We start from the raw sequence: 16,175 nt of genomic DNA, 5'->3' as shown, positions 1-16,175 counted from the left end.
TTTTCGCAAATGAATTCGCTCCGTAGGAGCGAATTCATTCGCGAACAGGCTTGGCCGGCGTCAAAACAATCTGCGCTGACTCATCACGCTCGATCTGACGGCGCAGTTCCAGCTCGAAATCAGGATTGATCTTGACCACGCGCTTGGTCAGCAATGTTGCCAGCCATGGGTAGTCATCGGTGCGAGGAACCTGCAACAGCACTTCGCAATTGAAAGCTACGGCGTCTGAGGCAATCGCATCCAGTTGGCGACGCAATTGCGGCATGTCACCGATTTTCAAATCGATGGTCGTGCTTTCGGCGTCCGGGTCGATCAGCTTCGCAACGCGCCTGGCTTCAGCAGCGCGCAATTCAGCTTCGGCTTTTTCCAGCTCTGCCTTGCGGGCATGGGCAATGGCGCCATTGACCCCGCTGGTCAGCGCCGGTGCCTTGGGCATCAGCGCACGAGCACGGCTCAAGGCGGCAGCTGCGGCGTTCATGTCGCCTTTCTGCAGGCCGATCTGGCTGCGGCTCAGATAGGCCTCGGCCAGTCTGCGCTGGAAGGGTTCCAGGCGGATGTCAGTAGGTGCTGCGGCCTGCAGGGTCGCCAATTGCTCTTCGGCCGTCGCCAATTCATTACTGGTAATGCTTTGCTCCAGCTGAGCGAACCCGTCTGGCTGAGCTTCGGCCACAGGCGTTTCAACAGTCGGGGCACTCTGGCAGGCACCCAACAGGATGGAAAATGCGAAAAGCAGCAGATAACGGGAGGCGAGAGGCTTCATTCCTGCGATTCTCTAAGTTGCGCAAAAAACGAGCAAGTCTACACCGCTCGCTTGGGGAGAACAAAGCTGAGCAAGAACAGAGCCGCAGCGGATACCACAATAGACGGTCCGGCCGGGGTGTCCTTGAACCATGACAACGATAGCCCAATACACACAGCCGTCACGCCAATAAGGCTTGCGCCCAGTGCCATTTGTTCCGGAGAGCGGGCGTGACGTTGTGCCGCAGCAGCGGGAATGATCAACAGCGAGGTAATCAGCAGAACCCCGACGATTTTCATCGCGACGGCAATCACCACGGCAATCAGCAGCATCAACGTCATGCGTAACGAGGCTACCGGCAGGCCTTCGACCTTGGCCAGTTCCTCATGCACCGTCACCGCCAGCAACGGTCGCCACAGGCAGACGATCAGCACCAGAACCAGTGCGCTGCCGCCCAGAATCCAGGCCAGGTCCGTCGGGCTGATCGCCAGCAGGTCACCGAACAGGTAGGCCATCAGGTCGATACGCACTTCATGCATGAAGCTCAAGACCACCAGCCCAAGGGACAAGGTACTCGGGGCAAGAATCCCCAGCAGCGTGTCCGAAGCCAGGGGCTGACGCTGTTGCAGCGTGACCAGCAGGATCGCCAGCAGCAGACAGCCCACCGTCACGGCAATCGTCGGGCTGACATCCAGCAGAAAGCCCAGCGCCACACCCAGCAGGGCAGCGTGAGAAAGGGTGTCGCCAAAATACGCCATGCGCCGCCAGACCACGAACGACCCGAGAGGCCCCGCGACCACTGCCAGGGCCAAGCCTGCGAGCAAGGCGTAAAGAAGAAAATCAGCCATGCTTGCAGTTGTCTCCATGGACATGGGTGTGAACAGGGGACGCGGGCGTCGCGTCGCCACTCACGACTTCGCCATGCAGGTCATGGGCATGGTCGTGATGGTGGTGATAGATCGCCAGGCTTTGCGCATTCTTGCCGAACAGTTCGACGAACGCCGGATCGTTGCTGACCTGTTCCGGGTGGCCGGAGCAACAGACATGACGGTTCAGGCACACCACCTGATCGGTGGTGCTCATCACCAGATGCAGGTCATGGGAAACCATCAACACGCCGCAACCGTGACGATCCCGCAAACGGGTAATCAGGCTGTAGAGCTCGGCCTGACCTGCCACGTCGACACCCTGCACCGGCTCATCGAGGACCAGCAGCTCAGGTTCGCGCAACAAGGCACGGGCCAGCAGAACGCGCTGCATCTCACCGCCGGAAATCCCCTGAAGCGGGCTGTCGATGACCTTTTCGGCACCCACTTCCTGCAACGCAGCCAGAGCCGCCGAACGATCAACGCCCGGTACCAGCCGCAGAAAGCGCAGCACCGAGAGCGGCAGGGTCTGGTCCACATGCAGCTTTTGCGGCATGTAACCGACCCGCAGGCCAGGCTTGCGCCAGACTGTACCGGCATCGGGCTTGAGCAGCCCCAACACGGCACGCACCAGCGTCGTCTTGCCAGCGCCGTTGGGGCCGATCAGGGTAACGATTTCGCCAGGGCTGACATTCAACTGAATATTGTGCAGCACGTTTTGCCCGGCGAGCGTGACAGCGACCTGCTCCAGGCGAATCAACGCATTACTCATCAGGCGGCCTTGCAACCGGAACAGATGCCGACGATTTCGACGGTCTGGCCTTCAACCTGAAAACCGACTTCTTTGGCAGCATTGATCACGGCATCGCTGATGGAAGCATGCTGCAGTTCAATGGCGGCGTGACACTCGCGGCAGATCAGGAACTGGCCCTGATGCGCGTGGGTCGGGTGGTTGCAGCCGGTAAAGGCGTTGAGCGAGGCAATGCGATGCACCAGGCCGTTTTCCAGAAGGAAATCCAGCGCCCGGTAAACGGTAGGCGGCGCGGCGCGGCGACCGTCTTCATCGCTCAGCACGGCAAGGATGTCGTATGCACCCAACGGCTTGTGACTTTGCCAGACCAGTTCCAGCACGCGACGACGCAGCGTGGTCAGGCGCAGACCTTTGCTGGCGCACAGCGCATCGGCTTCTGTGAGCGCGGAATGCACGCAATGTGAGTGATCATGAGGACGGCTGGCCAGCGGTGTAATAGGCATGAGCGGCGACGATATTTGCTAGAGACGTTATTATGTTACCCGTTCCTGTCTTATATGAGTGGTTCAAGTGCGCCGTCTTTTTAACCTTTTTGTCGTTTTGTCGGCCAGTTGGCTGGCTGCCGCCCCCGCCCAGGCCGAGGTTCGGGTCCTGACCAGCATCAAGCCATTGCAACTGATTGCGGCTGCCGTACAGGATGGCGTGGGTACACCTGAAGTACTTTTGCCGCCCGGCGCATCGCCGCATCACTATGCCTTGCGTCCATCCGACGTACGGCGTGTGAACGAGGTCGAACTGCTCTACTGGATCGGCCCGGACATGGAAAGCTTCCTGCCGCGTGTCATTCAGGGCCGCAAACTGCCAGCGGTTGCTGTGCAAAGTTTGCCCGGCATGCATTTGCGTCATTTCGAGGCTGACAATGCTTCACATGACGATCACGACCATAGTCATGGTGCAGACGAGCACGACCACGATCACCGGCCGGGCAGCCTGGACTCGCATTTGTGGCTGTCCTCGTTCAACGCCCGGGTGATTGCCGCGAAGATGGCTACCGACCTCGGCGCCGCCGATCCGGACAACGCCGCTCGCTACAAGAGCAATGCCGAAGCCTTCGCCAAGCGTCTCGATGCGCTGGATACCCGGATCAAAAGCCGCGTCAGCGCTGTGTCGGGCAAACCTTATTTCGTCTTCCATGAAGCCTTCGACTACTTCGAGGAGGCCTATGGGCTCAAGCACACCGGCGTGTTCAGCGTCGCAGCAGAGATCCAGCCCGGCGCCCAGCATGTCGCAGCCATGCGCGAGCGCTTGAAGGAAGTGGGCAAGACCTGTGTGTTCAGCGAGCCGCCATTGCGTCCGCGCCTCGCCGAAACCCTGACGGCGGGCTTGCCGGTGAAACTGGCTGAACTGGATGCACTGGGCGGCTACACACCGGCGACGGCTCAAGGTTATGAGCAGGTGTTGCAGAAGCTGGGTGATGATCTGGCGGGGTGCCTGGAAGGTTTGTAGCGCTTGCTTCGCGCATGAATTCGCTCCTTCGGCGTAGGAGCGAATTCATGCGCGAAAAACCTCTTTACAGCGCAAACGGCAACGGCAGATGAACATCCTGGCGCTGTGCCAGGCGCTTCTCGAACTCTGACGGATCATGGATCAGCACGTCTTGCCCGGCAAAGGACTCAGCCGCGATCAGGCGTGACAGCCAGAAACGCACACACCCCACGCGCAGCATGGTTGCCCAAAGTTTTGTTTCAGCAGCGGTGAACGGTCGCAAGGCCGCATAGGCGCCCAGCAGGGCTCTGGCGCGTACCGGGTCGATCTGGCCGTATTCATGGGAGCACCAGTCGTTCAACGCAATGGCCAGGTCATACAGCATCGGGCCGGAGCAGGCGTTGTAGAAGTCGATCAGCCCGGTCAGGTGCGTACCTTCAAACAGGGCATTGTCGCGGAACAGGTCGGCGTGCAGGTTGGCCCGAGGCAACGCCATGATCTGCGGCTTGAGCGCTTCGATCTCCTGCAAGGCCTTTTCCAGCAGTGTTCTTTGTGGCTCGCCCAGATGCGAAAGGAAGTTCGTGCCCTCGCTGAGCATCCAGTCTAGGCCGCGATCGGTCTTGCGCTCCAGAACATTGCCGCGCGTCGCCAGATGCAGATTGCCGAGCAGCTCGCCGATCTGCACGCAATGCTGGGTGTTGGGTTCACTGATGTGCTTGCCCGGCAGCCGCGGCTGCAGGAGCGCCGGTTTTTCCGCAAGTTCACGCAGCGCCTGACCATCGGTGGTGCGCAGGGCGTAAGGCACCGGCAAGTCGGCGTTGTGCAGCACGTCCAGCAGTTCGATGAAGAACGGCAAATCCTGAATAGGGCCACGCTCGACGAGGGTCAGGACGAACTCGCCCTGTTCCAGACTGATGAAGTAATTGGTGTTTTCACTACCTGCGGCAATGCCTTGAAAGTCGAGCAAACGGCCGAGCCCGTACGGGGCAAGAAATGTTTCCAGCTCGGGCCGAGCCAGTGGGGTAAAAACGGACATATCAGGACTGCCAGCAAAATTAAGTGAATTTAGGGTGTTACCAGCTGAATATTTCCCATTGAGGGATCAGCATGTCCGGTTGGTCCGAACGGATGAAATTGGGACTCGTACCATCGGCACGCACAAGAAAGTAAGGTTTTCCATTCTTGGGCGTGATTTTCACCGCATAAAGAAATCCGTTCTGACGGTACTCCTGAATGGTCTTGTCGCCGTCGGTGCGAATGGTAACGTCTGGAGCGTCCGCAGGAGAATCCTCGGCTGCAATCACCAGGGGACAAAATACCAACAGCCCAGCCAACAACAGTCGATTTGCCGTGCGCATGATAACCTTGTCCCTTTGTCGTCAATGGTCCTCGCATTCTAGCGCCGACCCCGCCGAAAAGGTTGATTCTGCTCATGAGCCAAGCGCCCCTCGTCCTGGTGGACGGTTCTTCTTACCTGTACCGCGCCTTTCATGCGCTGCCACCTCTCACCACGTCCAAAGGTTTGCCGACGGGGGCCGTCAAGGGCGTGCTGAACATGCTCAAGAGCCTGCGCCGGCAATACCCGAAAAGCCCCTTCGCGGTGGTTTTCGATGCCAAGGGCGGGACTTTCCGGGACGATCTGTTCGCCGAGTACAAAGCCAACCGCCCAAGCATGCCGGACGATCTGCGCGTCCAGGTCGACCTGTTGCATGCCTGCGTCAAAGGGCTGGGTTACCCGCTGCTGTGCGTGGAAGGTGTCGAGGCTGACGACGTGATCGGCACCCTGGCGCGCAGTAGCGCGGCGGCGGATCGGCCGGTGATCATCTCCACTGGCGACAAGGACATGGCGCAACTGGTCGACGGCCACATTACGCTGGTCAACACTATGACCGGTAGCGTGCTGGATGTCCCTGGCGTTAAAGAGAAATTCGGCGTCGGTCCTGAGCACATCATCGATTATCTGGCCCTGATGGGCGATAAAGTCGACAACATCCCCGGCGTTCCAGGCGTAGGCGAAAAAACGGCCGTGGGCCTGCTGGTGGGTGTGGGCGGTGGCTTGAAAGAGCTGTATGAAAACCTCGACTCGGTGGCGGGCATGGCCTTCCGGGGAGCCAAGACCCTGGCACCCAAGCTCGAAGAACATCGCGACATGGCGTTTCTGTCCTATGAGCTGGCGACCATCAAGGTCGATGTGCCGCTGGACATCACTCTCGACGAGTTGCAGGTCGGCGAGCCGGATCTGGAAAAGCTCACCGAGCTTTATACCGAGCTTGAATTCAAGAGCTGGCTTGAGGATCTGCAACGGCAAGCCAAGCGCGCCGGTGTGGAAATCGTCAAGGAAGAAGTCGCCTCCGAAATCGAGCTGCACTACGAAACCGTCCTCGATCAGGCCCGCTTCGACGTCTGGCTGGAAAAACTGCGCACCGCCAAACTGATCGCCTTCGATACCGAAACCACCGGGCTGGATGCGCAAAAGGCGCAACTGGTGGGCCTTTCCTTTGCGGTCAAGACCGGTGAAGCCGCCTATATTCCGCTGACCCACTCCTACATGGGCGTGCCGGACCAACTGGACCGCGACACCGTATTGCTGGCCCTCAAGCCGCTGCTGGAAGACCCGGCCATCCTGAAGGTCGGGCAGAACGCCAAGTTCGACATGAACATTCTGGCCAACTGCGCCATTGGTGGCGATCAGGAAAATGGCATTACCGTGCGAGGCGTTGCCTTCGACACCATGCTTGAGTCCTATGTGCTGAATTCCGTAGCCACTGCCCACAACATGGACAGCCTGGCGCTGAAGTATCTTGGTCACCAGACCACCAGCTTTGAAGACATCGCCGGTAAAGGCAAGAAGCAACTGACGTTCGACCAGATAGCTCTGGAGCAGGCCGGCCCTTATGCGGCTGAAGATGCAGACGTGACCTTGCGTCTGCACCAGACTCTTTTTGCAAAGCTGGAAGCCGAGCCTGCGCTGTCCCGCGTTCTGACCGAAATCGAAATGCCGCTGGTGCCTGTACTGGCGAAGATCGAACGCGAAGGCGCGAAAGTGGATGCCAATCTGCTCGGCATTCAAAGTGTCGAGTTGGGCAACACCATGGTCGAACTGGAGCGCCAGGCTTTTGTTCTGGCAGGCGAGGAGTTCAACCTGGGCTCCACGACCCAGCTCGGGAAAATCCTTTATGAAAAACTGAACCTGCCGATTCTTGGCAAAACGCCCACGGGCAAGCCTTCGACCTCGGAAGATGTGCTGGTCAAGCTGGCCGAGCAAGGCCATGAGCTTCCCACCTTGCTGTTGCAGTACCGCTCGATCAGCAAGCTGAAAAGCACCTACACCGACAGCCTGCCAGGGCAGATCAACCCGAGGACCGGTCGCGTTCACACGTCCTATAACCAGGCGGGCGCCGCAACGGGACGGTTCTCGTCCAGCGAACCCAACCTGCAGAACATCCCGGTGCGCACAGCAGAAGGGCGCAGGATTCGTCAGGCATTCGTTGCCCAGCCGGGTTACAAACTGCTGGCAGCGGACTATTCGCAGATCGAGTTGCGGATCATGGCGCACCTGGCCAGCGACGAAGGGTTGCTGGATGCTTTCCGCAATGGCCTGGACGTGCACCGTGCGACGGCGGCCGAGGTTTTCGGGGTCGAGCTGGATGAGGTCACCAACGATCAGCGCCGCAGCGCCAAAGCGATCAATTTCGGGCTGATCTACGGCATGGGCGCATCGGGCCTGGCTCGTCAGATCGGCGTCGATGGCAAGCAGGCCAAGGCGTATATCGAGCGTTACTTCGCTCGCTACCCTGGCGTGCGAGAGTACATGGAGCGCACTCGCGAGAAAGCCAAAGAGCAGGGCTATGTCGAAACATTCTTCGGGCGTCGCCTCTACCTTCCGGACATCAACTCCGACAACGGCATGAAACGCGCCGGGGCCGAGCGCACAGCGATCAACGCACCGATGCAAGGCACAGCCGCCGATATCATCAAGAAAGCCATGGTTGCAGTGAACAGCTGGCTGGAAGAGTCGGGCCTCGATGCCCGCGTCATCCTGCAGGTTCACGACGAACTGGTACTGGAAGTGCGCGAGGATCTGGTCGAGCAGATCAGCGAGCAGATTCGCCCGCATATGAGCGGCGCTGCGCAACTGGCCGTGCCGTTGCTGGTTGAAGTGGGCGTGGGCAACAACTGGGACGAGGCGCACTGATCGCCCTGCCTGCATGAACTTTTCGGCTGGCCGGGAACTTAACCGGCCAGCTGCGAGTCAGAGATTTCGACGGGTTGAGAAACCCGTCATGCTCCTAGTTGTGTTAAGTGTTGGCAGATATCCGGATCCCGCCCTAAGGGTCTGGACCTTGAACCCCGAACTTCCCCCCTCCCCATATGAAGTCCGGGGTTTTTTTTGCCTGCGATTTACCCTTCGGCAGGCGCTTTGTCTTCCAGCTCCATCCAGTCGGCCAGAACGGTATAGGCTTCTTCCAGGCCCATGCGCTTTGGTGCCGAGAACAGCTGGATGGTGACCGCTTCGCCCCAGCCCTTGCGGATCTGCGACTGAACCTTGAGCAGCGTGTTTTTGGCTGCGCCGTAGGTCAGTTTGTCAGCCTTGGTCAGCAGGACATGCATCGGCATCTGGCTGGCGATTGCCCAGTCCAGCATGAGGATGTCGAAGTCGGTCATTGGATGACGGATGTCCATCATCAGAATCAGGCCCTTCAGGCTTTCGCGGCTGCCCAGATAGGCTTCCAGGTGACGCTGCCAGTGTTGCTTGAGCGGGATCGGCACTTTGGCGTAGCCGTAGCCGGGCAGGTCCACCAGACGGCGGTCGTCATCAAGCTTGAAGAAGTTCAGCAGTTGCGTACGCCCCGGCGTTTTCGAGGTGCGCGCCAGGCTGGCGTGGGTCAGCGTATTGAGCGCGCTGGACTTGCCCGCGTTGGAACGCCCGGCAAACGCGACTTCATAGCCTTCGTCATCAGGGCACTGATCGACCTTGGCGGCGCTGAGCATGAAAGTGGACTGTTGGCACAGGCCGAGGATGGGGTTCTTGAGTTGCATGTGATTTCCGGTGAAGGCCTTGCCTGCAAGGGGTGCGGCAAGAGGTGTCGTTTCCGTTTGGATAGCGCGAGTATATAATGCCGCAAATTTTGTGTGTGAATTCCCCGGCAGCGGGGGAAGAACACCGAAGCGAGAACTAATATGCGCATTAGAACGCAGTCCGCTTTCAACCTGAAAGGTTTTTACTGCGCAAGAGGGTTTTGGAGCTCCTTTTGCCAGGATCGTAACAATGCCGCGCGTGAAATGTGCAAGGACCGCAGTAGTCAGCATTTGCGAACCATCATCCTGGAGATGAGCAAATCACCTGCTACCTAACTTTTCACCATTAGCCGATCTGGATTACCTGATGAACAAATTATTCGTGAGTCTGCTGTTGACGCTGGGCATCAGTGGGGCGACCCAGGCAGCCGACGTTACCGGCGATGCGGCTGCCGGTCAGGCAAAGGCAGCCGTGTGTGGCGCCTGTCATGGAACTGATGGCAACAGTCTGGCTCCCAACTTCCCGAAACTGGCAGGCCAGGGCCAGCGCTACCTGCTCAAGCAGTTGCACGAGATCAAGGATGGCAAGCGACCGGTACTGGAAATGACCGGATTGCTGACTCCGTTCAACGATCAGGACCTTGCGGACATCTCCGCCTATTACGCCAGCCAGAAAGGCAGCATCGGTGCAGCCGACGCCAGTCTGGTGGCCCGCGGCGAAGCACTGTTCCGCGGCGGCAAGCTGGATCAGGGCATGCCAGCCTGCACCGGCTGCCACTCACCTGACGGCACCGGCAATGCTCCGGCCGGTTATCCACATCTGGGTGGCCAGCACGCCGATTACATCAAGAAACAATTGACTGCATTCCGCGAAGGCGATCGGGTCAATGATGGTGACACCATGGTCATGCGCTCTATCGCGGCCAAGCTGAGCAACAAGGATATCGAGGCTCTGGCGCAATATATCCAGGGCCTGCACTGATCGATTCACAGGCATTCGTGCAAGCAATCTGCGGTTCAGACGTGACGTGCTTCATGACACATGCAAAAAGGGTGGCCCGGGCTGCCCTTTTTTTTGATCGCCAGCGTTACACTAAGAACTCACGCCTTGGTGGCTGGTCGAAAAACCGTCGCGTCAAGGCGACTCAATCTGCTCAGGAGTAAAGCATGCGTAATCTGATCATCAGCGCCGCTCTGGTTGCCGCCAGCCTGTTCGGTATGTCCGCCCAGGCTGCCGCACCCATCGAAGCTGGTAAGCAATATGTTGTATTGAACAGCGCTGTGCCTGTTTCCGAGCCAGGCAAGATCGAAGTAGTAGAGTTGTTCTGGTATGGCTGCCCGCATTGCTATGCATTCGAGCCGACCATCAACCCATGGGCTGAAAAACTGCCTGAGGACGTCAATTTCGTCCGTATCCCGGCAATGTTCGGCGGCGCCTGGGATGCCCACGGTCAACTGTTCATCACCCTGGACACCATGGGCGTAGAGCACAAGGTTCACGCGGCTGTATTCAACGCAATCCAGAAAGACCGCAAGCCGCTGACCAAGCCGGAAGACATGGCTGATTTCGTCGCCACACAGGGTATCGACAGAGCCAAGTTCCTCGAAACCTTCAACTCCTTCGCAGTGAAAGGCAAGATTGCCCAGTACAAGGAGCTGGCCAAGAAGTACGAAGTGACCGGCGTACCGACCATGATCGTTAACGGTAAATACCGTTTCGACCTGGGCAGCTCCGGTGGCCCGGAAGCGACCCTGGAAGTTGCTGACCAGCTGATCGCCAAAGAGCGAGCGGCCGCCAAGGCAAGCAAGTAAGAGCCGTTCGCCATGCGCCGCTGGGGCAAGGGCACGGAGCGAGTCGTTGGCCTGCATGATCCGCAGGTCAACGAACACCATCTGCTGCAAAGCGGACTGCCAGCCGATGGCCGGCTTCGGTTGCTCAGCTTCAACATCCAGGTCGGTATCAGCACCGAGCGTTACCGGCACTACCTGACACGCGGCTGGCAACATCTGCTGCCCCACGGTGGACGTGCGGGCAATCTGCAGAAGATCGGCGATCTTCTCAACGATTTCGATCTGGTGGCGTTGCAGGAAGCCGATGGCGGCAGCCTGCGTTCCGGCTTCATCAATCAGGTCGAACATCTGGCCCACCTCGGTTCCTTTCCCTACTGGTATCAGCAGCTCAATCGCAACCTGGGTCGTCTGGGCCAGCACAGCAATGGCGTGCTCAGCCGCCTGCGTCCCGGCAAGATCGAAGATCACCCATTGCCCGGACCTGCCGGACGCGGTGCCATTCTTGTCCGTTTCGGGGAAGGCGAGGACGCGCTGGTGGTGGTCATGATGCATCTGGCCCTTGGGCCACGCACTCGTGTACGGCAACTGGCCTATATCCGGGAACTGATTGGCGGTTATCGCCACCAGATCCTCATGGGCGACATGAACACCCATGCCAACGACTTGCTGGAACATTCGCCGCTGCGCGATCTTGGTCTTCTGGCCCCGCAAGTCGAGGCAACCTTTCCCAGCTGGCGGCCACAGCGCTGCCTCGATCATATTCTGCTCAGCCCGACACTGACGCTCGAACGTGTTCAGGTACTGGCCCAACCCATTTCCGATCACCTGCCCGTTGCTGTAGAGATTCGCCTGCCTGCTTCGCTGTGTGGGGACTCGCTACCCGTGCTTTCTGGTGGACCCCTTGAATGAGCGAAGAAGCCGAGCGCTGGAAAGAGAAGTATCTCAAGGGTATCGAGCAGCAGGACAGACTGGCGGAACGCTGGAACGCCCGGCTCGACTTGCTGCGCCGAGGTCTGGTCCGCAGTAGTCTCGCGGCGGAAGGTACCGACCGCTCTGTCGACGAATGCATGAAGGAAATGCGCGAAATCGTGCGCAAGGACGACATGGATGCGGGCTTGGCCGCTCTGATACCGCGCCTTGAAAAGGCAGTGCTGGACTCTGAGCAACGTCGTGAAGTGCGGGTCGGGCAGATCAGCAGCGCCTTGAATGCGCTGGTAACCCAACTGCAATCCTTGCCGCTGCCCCGCGAGGTACGCAAACCCCTCAAGCGTTTTGCCAAGGATCTTGAGGACCGCGCCGCCCAGGCTCGGGAATTGCCGTTGCTGCTGAGCGAACTCAGCGGTTTGCAAGGCAAGGCGCTGACCTTGCTTGAAAAGCACGAAGAAGGCCCTCGCCCCGGAATCCTGCAACGCCTGTTCGGCACCCGCGAAGAACATGGCGAGGCGGCCCATGGCCCCGAAAGCGCTCAGCTCGTTCATCCGTCTGTACCTGCCTCTGCCGAGCCTGAGCATGAAGACGTCAACGAGGTAGCTGAGCCGCCTTCGAGGCCCGTGCCTGCACCTGCACCAAAAATCGAGATTGAAACACCCAAAGCCGAGGCAAAGACAGAGACTCCCGCTCCCACACCTGTGGTTGAGCCCGTCGCTGAAGCGCCAAAGCCGGTTGAGGTGGTAGCCGCTGCTCCCGCCCCAGTCGAAAAAGCGGTTCCCGCACCGGTGCCGGCTCCGCCGCAAGACCTGCTGACACCAACGCCCACCGTGCCTTACGAGCATGTACCCGTTGTGCAGGCCCCCGTCGAGGGCGACAGCGAAGAAGATGAGCCAGCGCTCGATGAGGAAGAAGCCAGCGAAGGCGATCCCAATTATTCCCTGCCTTACTCCCCGGAGCCGAGCTACAGCTCGGTGGCGTCTCATATCGAAGAAACCTTGCTGGGGCTGCTCAAGGACCTGACCTTGTCAGAGCACCATCGCCCCCAAGTCGAAGACATGCAGTTACGCCTCAAACACGGGCTCAACTGGTATGAACTGCTGCCGATCCTCGACGATCTGGCCGTTCTGATGCTGGCGATCAATAACGGTGGCCAGCAGGAATTCGGGACGTATCTCAAGCAGCTCAACGAGCGGCTGGAGTCTTTCCAGAGCCATCTGCAGGCCGCCAGCGAAGATCATGCAGAAAACCAGTCCACCGCCCGCGATCTCAACGAGCAGTTGCGCGAACAGGTGGGTGGCTTGCAGAGCAGCGTCCAGGACGCCTCCGACCTGCCCAGCCTCAAACAGGTACTGGATAAGCGACTGGAAGGCCTGCTCAGCACGATGGATCACTATCAGCGCAAACGGGATGACCGCGAGCAGGAAGTCGCCTCGCGACTGCAAGGTCTCGCAGCCCGCGTCGCCAGCATGGAGCAGGAAGCCCTGGGTTTCCGGACTCACCTTGAAGAGCAACGCCAGAAAGCCCTGATCGACCCGCTGACCAGCCTGCCCAACCGTGCGGCGTGGGGCGAGCGTCTGGAGCAGGAGGTCGCGCAATGGCAACAGGACAAGAACAGCCTGTTGGTGTGCATGCTGGATCTGGATCACTTCAAGCGGATCAACGATGGCTACGGGCATCTGGCCGGTGACAAGGTGCTGAAGATCGTGGCCAGCGTCCTGAAAAAACGCATCCGCCCTACAGACTTCCTGGCCCGCTTCGGTGGCGAAGAATTCGTCATGCTCATGCCTGCCACCTACCTCTCGACAGCATTGACACTGCTCGACGAACTGCGGGCTGCGGTCGAACTGTGCCCGTTTCACTTCAAGGGTGAACGGGTAACGATCACAGTATCCATGGGCGTAACCGCCTTGCGCACAGGCGAGCGCAGCGATATCGCGCTCAAACGGGCCGATCAGGCGCTGTATCGGGCCAAGGAAAACGGCAGGAATCGCGTCGAACAGGGCTGACTGAAACATCTGGAATCCATCGACGTTTCACAGATGAAGCAATTCAGTCGCATTTTGTTATGATGTTGCATTCGCTGCCGACGTATCCTGACTGCCATGAAGCTGTTCTTCCCTGCATTCCTCCTTCTGGTCCTGACTGCCTGCTCCAGCGGGCCAAAACTCGATACCAGCCATCCTTCGGTCAACTATGACGGCCGGGTTCAATACGTCATCATGCACTACACCTCCGCCTCGCTTGAGCGCTCGCTGGAGCTGTTGACTCATGGCGAAGTCAGTAGCCATTACCTGATAGGCGACGACAACCCGGCGACGATCTACAAGCTGGTCGATGAAAGTGCCCGCGCCTGGCATGCCGGCGAGAGTGAATGGGAAGGCCGCACCTGGCTCAACTCCAGCTCGATCGGCATCGAAATCGTCAACCCCGGCTACACCGATACGCCCACGGGACGCCTCTGGTATCCGTACACCGAAAGCCAGGTCCAGTCCATCATCGTGCTGCTCAAGGACATCATCAAGCGCAACAATATCGACCCTCGTCACATCATCGGACACAGCGATATCGCCCCGATGCGCAAGCTGGACCCGGGACCGCTGTTCCCCTGGAAACGACTGGCTCATGAGGGTATCGGCATCTGGCCAGACGAACGGCAGGTCGCCCAGCGTCAGGCACAGATGATGGATAACCTGCCCAGCATCGTCTGGTTCCAGGAGCAATTGGCACGCCTGGGTTACACCACGCCGCAGACCGGCGAGCTGGACACCGCTACACGCAACGTTCTGGCTGCTTTCCAGATGCATTACCGTCCGGCGCGTTTCGACGGGCAACCCGATATCCAGAGCGCAGCCATCCTGAAGGTGCTCAACCGGGTCGACTAAATCTGGCTTCAGGGCTGCATTCTTTACCAAGCTATTTGCGCGCTTGTTGCTATACCTGATGGATATTCCATGCGGATATCCACCGATGCTCATCGCGCAAACGCGCTTTCGCATTCACCTTTCCCACCCTTGGCTGCTGGCGTTGCTGGCGGCCTTGTTGAGCGCGGCTGTCTTTTTATTCGGCAGTTTCGGGCTGGCCATGCATCAGGCGCGACAAAACGAAAGCCTGCAGATGAACGCTCAGGGCGAGCGCTTCCTGGTGCGACTGGAGCAGCTTTTCGGTCAACTGAGAGCCGGGCTGGATCAACTGGAGCAGCAACCGCTGAGGCGATGCAGCCCGGAGATGGTCGGGCGCTTGCGCGAGGTCATTTCCAGCCACCGCTTCATTTATGAAGCCGCGTATGTGGGAGACGCACGCACCTGCTCCAGTTGGCCACGGCCCAAGGTGCTCAGCGAACCACGGGAGCCCGACATTCGCGGCCCGACCTACGATTACTGGCTCAACACCTCGACCCAGCCGGACGATAATCTGGCGGCACTGGTATTAGGCCGTGGCGATTTTCGGATATCGACTTCACGGGGACATCTGACGGATGTGGTGGATCTTCCGGCGGGCGGCAGTCTGCTGGTGGTACTCGATAACGGCACCCGGGCGATACCGGTGCTGGGACCGGCGCAAGCCTGGCCGCCCGTGAAAGACTGGTTGCCGGACAGCAACACCACGCTGATCACGACAGCGAACCAACTGATCTACCGCATGCCCACCCAGAGCCCGGAATATCAACTGGTGCTGATAACCCCGCGCACCGACTTGCAGGTAAAGATCACCGGAGCCTGGAGGTTGCTGGTGCCCGCCAGCCTGTTAATGTCTTTATGCATCGCGGCGCTGGTCCTGCAATTGATGCAGCAGCGCAAATCCCTGGGGGCCGAGTTATCGGGGGCGTTGCGGCGCGAGGAATTGAAAGTCCTCTATCAACCCATCTTCAACCTTGAAACCGGCTTGTGTGTGGGTGCCGAAGCGCTGGTGCGCTGGCGCAGGCCGGACGGCACACTGACCAGCCCGGACCTGTTCATCCCGCTGGCTGAAAACACCGGGCAGATCCGCCAAATCACCGACTTTGTCTTGCAGCAGTCGCTGGAAAAACTCGGACCGCTATTGCGCGCCAACCCGCATCTGTACGTTTCGGTGAACCTGGCAGCCTGCGATGTCATCGCCCCGCGTATTGGTCGCGTAACGGCCAGATTGCTGGCCCAGCACAAGGTGGCTGCCCGACAGATCGCGTTCGAGGTGACCGAGCGCGGCCTGATCGATGTGGTCGTGGCGCGCAACCACCTGCAAATGCTGCGCGACCGCGGCCATCAGATCCTGATCGATGACTTCGGCACCGGCTATTGCAGCCTGGCCTACCTGCAAACCTTGCCGGTGGACTGCCTGAAAATCGACAAGGCCTTCATTGATGCATTAGGCCACGACGCCGCCAGCAGCGGTGTGGCGCCCCATATCATCCGCATGGCCCACGCCCTGCAATTGCGGGTGATCGCCGAAGGCATAGAGTTTGAATCCCAGGCCCACCTGCTCAGGAGCGAAGGCGTCGTCTACGGCCAGGGCTGGCTATTCGCCCGCCCTCTGACCGCCACCCGATTCTGCGAACTGGTCACCGGCGGTCGAAGAGGGACGGGGCGGCGCAAAGATGATGTGGCGTGAGGGCAGC

Annotated in this window: 15 protein-coding genes; 8 read left to right on the top strand and 7 right to left on the bottom strand. The window is 59.4% G+C overall.

Features of this window, described 5'->3' with window-relative positions; translation table 11 throughout:
• Positions 1-34: 34 nt before the first annotated feature.
• Genes KGD89_RS00215 through KGD89_RS00200 form a run of 4 tightly spaced genes read right to left on the bottom strand, consistent with a single transcriptional unit; the run spans position 35 to position 2,859 of the window.
• Positions 35-760, bottom strand: coding sequence for a PA5502 family lipoprotein (locus KGD89_RS00215; RefSeq protein ID WP_025257814.1), 726 nt, complete (start codon positions 758-760; stop codon positions 35-37).
• Positions 761-798: 38 nt separating this feature from the next.
• Positions 799-1,587: a zinc ABC transporter permease subunit ZnuB gene (gene znuB / locus KGD89_RS00210; RefSeq protein WP_025257813.1), complete on the bottom strand. Its 789-nt coding sequence runs from the start codon at positions 1,585-1,587 to the stop codon at positions 799-801.
• Positions 1,580-2,377 carry a zinc ABC transporter ATP-binding protein ZnuC gene (gene znuC / locus KGD89_RS00205; protein ID WP_025257812.1) on the bottom strand — a complete coding sequence of 266 codons (798 nt, stop codon included), beginning with the start codon at positions 2,375-2,377 and terminating at the stop codon, positions 1,580-1,582. The genes znuB and znuC overlap by 8 nt, the downstream gene beginning before the upstream one ends.
• Positions 2,377-2,859: a Fur family transcriptional regulator gene (locus KGD89_RS00200; RefSeq protein WP_025257811.1), complete on the bottom strand. Its 483-nt coding sequence runs from the start codon at positions 2,857-2,859 to the stop codon at positions 2,377-2,379. The genes znuC and KGD89_RS00200 overlap by 1 nt, the downstream gene beginning before the upstream one ends.
• A gap of 67 nt (positions 2,860-2,926) precedes the next feature.
• Between KGD89_RS00200 and znuA the strand changes: the two genes are divergently transcribed.
• Positions 2,927-3,862, top strand: a complete 936-nt coding sequence (gene znuA, locus KGD89_RS00195) for a zinc ABC transporter substrate-binding protein ZnuA (protein ID WP_025257810.1) — start codon at positions 2,927-2,929, stop codon at positions 3,860-3,862.
• Positions 3,863-3,926: 64 nt separating this feature from the next.
• Here the strand turns inward: znuA and KGD89_RS00190 are convergent, their stop codons facing one another.
• Positions 3,927-4,877 carry a homoserine kinase gene (locus KGD89_RS00190; RefSeq protein WP_025257809.1) on the bottom strand — a complete coding sequence of 317 codons (951 nt, stop codon included), beginning with the start codon at positions 4,875-4,877 and terminating at the stop codon, positions 3,927-3,929.
• A 37-nt stretch (positions 4,878-4,914) separates the two neighbouring features.
• Complete coding sequence (locus KGD89_RS00185) at positions 4,915-5,199, bottom strand: DUF2782 domain-containing protein (protein ID WP_025257808.1); 285 nt, start codon at positions 5,197-5,199, stop codon at positions 4,915-4,917.
• Between the two features lie 74 nt (positions 5,200-5,273).
• Between KGD89_RS00185 and polA the strand changes: the two genes are divergently transcribed.
• On the top strand, positions 5,274-8,036 hold the full coding sequence (gene polA, locus KGD89_RS00180; protein ID WP_025257807.1) for a DNA polymerase I: 2,763 nt from the start codon (positions 5,274-5,276) through the stop codon (positions 8,034-8,036).
• A gap of 206 nt (positions 8,037-8,242) precedes the next feature.
• Here polA and yihA read toward each other — a convergent pair whose 3' ends face one another.
• Positions 8,243-8,881: a ribosome biogenesis GTP-binding protein YihA/YsxC gene (gene yihA / locus KGD89_RS00175; protein WP_025257806.1), complete on the bottom strand. Its 639-nt coding sequence runs from the start codon at positions 8,879-8,881 to the stop codon at positions 8,243-8,245.
• 346 nt (positions 8,882-9,227) lie between these two features.
• Between yihA and KGD89_RS00170 the strand changes: the two genes are divergently transcribed.
• From KGD89_RS00170 to KGD89_RS00145, 6 genes are all read left to right on the top strand, one after another.
• Positions 9,228-9,842, top strand: coding sequence for a c-type cytochrome (locus KGD89_RS00170; protein ID WP_025257805.1), 615 nt, complete (start codon positions 9,228-9,230; stop codon positions 9,840-9,842).
• A 185-nt stretch (positions 9,843-10,027) separates the two neighbouring features.
• On the top strand, positions 10,028-10,672 hold the full coding sequence (locus tag KGD89_RS00165) for a thiol:disulfide interchange protein DsbA/DsbL (RefSeq protein WP_025257804.1): 645 nt from the start codon (positions 10,028-10,030) through the stop codon (positions 10,670-10,672).
• 12 nt (positions 10,673-10,684) lie between these two features.
• The gene (locus tag KGD89_RS00160; protein WP_025257803.1) at positions 10,685-11,560 is read left to right on the top strand and encodes an endonuclease/exonuclease/phosphatase family protein; all 876 of its coding nucleotides are present in this window, start codon (positions 10,685-10,687) and stop codon (positions 11,558-11,560) included.
• Positions 11,557-13,587 (top strand): diguanylate cyclase, encoded by a 2,031-nt coding sequence (locus tag KGD89_RS00155; RefSeq protein ID WP_025257802.1) that lies wholly within the window; start codon positions 11,557-11,559, stop codon positions 13,585-13,587. The genes KGD89_RS00160 and KGD89_RS00155 overlap by 4 nt, the downstream gene beginning before the upstream one ends.
• A 96-nt stretch (positions 13,588-13,683) precedes the next feature.
• Positions 13,684-14,463 carry an N-acetylmuramoyl-L-alanine amidase gene (locus KGD89_RS00150; protein WP_025257801.1) on the top strand — a complete coding sequence of 260 codons (780 nt, stop codon included), beginning with the start codon at positions 13,684-13,686 and terminating at the stop codon, positions 14,461-14,463.
• An 85-nt stretch (positions 14,464-14,548) separates the two neighbouring features.
• Positions 14,549-16,168 (top strand): EAL domain-containing protein, encoded by a 1,620-nt coding sequence (locus KGD89_RS00145; RefSeq protein ID WP_025257800.1) that lies wholly within the window; start codon positions 14,549-14,551, stop codon positions 16,166-16,168.
• Positions 16,169-16,175: the final 7 nt, after the last annotated feature.

It is taken from the genome of Pseudomonas cichorii (assembly GCF_018343775.1).
Taxonomy (GTDB): Bacteria; Pseudomonadota; Gammaproteobacteria; order Pseudomonadales; family Pseudomonadaceae; genus Aquipseudomonas; species Aquipseudomonas cichorii.
The sequence above is the reverse complement of the archived record's forward strand: the minus strand, read 5'-3'. Positions and strand labels throughout refer to the sequence as shown.

Coding starts and splice junctions, on each gene's coding strand:
- znuC (WP_025257812.1), bottom strand. CDS start 2,377: ATGAGTAATGCGTTGATTCGCCTGGAGCAGGTCGCTGTCACGCTCGCC.
- KGD89_RS00190 (WP_025257809.1), bottom strand. CDS start 4,877: ATGTCCGTTTTTACCCCACTGGCTCGGCCCGAGCTGGAAACATTTCTT.
- KGD89_RS00155 (WP_025257802.1), top strand. CDS start 11,557: ATGAGCGAAGAAGCCGAGCGCTGGAAAGAGAAGTATCTCAAGGGTATC.
- KGD89_RS00215 (WP_025257814.1), bottom strand. CDS start 760: ATGAAGCCTCTCGCCTCCCGTTATCTGCTGCTTTTCGCATTTTCCATC.
- KGD89_RS00200 (WP_025257811.1), bottom strand. CDS start 2,859: ATGCCTATTACACCGCTGGCCAGCCGTCCTCATGATCACTCACATTGC.
- KGD89_RS00165 (WP_025257804.1), top strand. CDS start 10,028: ATGCGTAATCTGATCATCAGCGCCGCTCTGGTTGCCGCCAGCCTGTTC.
- yihA (WP_025257806.1), bottom strand. CDS start 8,881: ATGCAACTCAAGAACCCCATCCTCGGCCTGTGCCAACAGTCCACTTTC.
- polA (WP_025257807.1), top strand. CDS start 5,274: ATGAGCCAAGCGCCCCTCGTCCTGGTGGACGGTTCTTCTTACCTGTAC.
- KGD89_RS00145 (WP_025257800.1), top strand. CDS start 14,549: ATGCTCATCGCGCAAACGCGCTTTCGCATTCACCTTTCCCACCCTTGG.
- znuB (WP_025257813.1), bottom strand. CDS start 1,587: ATGGCTGATTTTCTTCTTTACGCCTTGCTCGCAGGCTTGGCCCTGGCA.
- KGD89_RS00160 (WP_025257803.1), top strand. CDS start 10,685: ATGCGCCGCTGGGGCAAGGGCACGGAGCGAGTCGTTGGCCTGCATGAT.
- KGD89_RS00185 (WP_025257808.1), bottom strand. CDS start 5,199: ATGCGCACGGCAAATCGACTGTTGTTGGCTGGGCTGTTGGTATTTTGT.
- KGD89_RS00170 (WP_025257805.1), top strand. CDS start 9,228: ATGAACAAATTATTCGTGAGTCTGCTGTTGACGCTGGGCATCAGTGGG.
- KGD89_RS00150 (WP_025257801.1), top strand. CDS start 13,684: ATGAAGCTGTTCTTCCCTGCATTCCTCCTTCTGGTCCTGACTGCCTGC.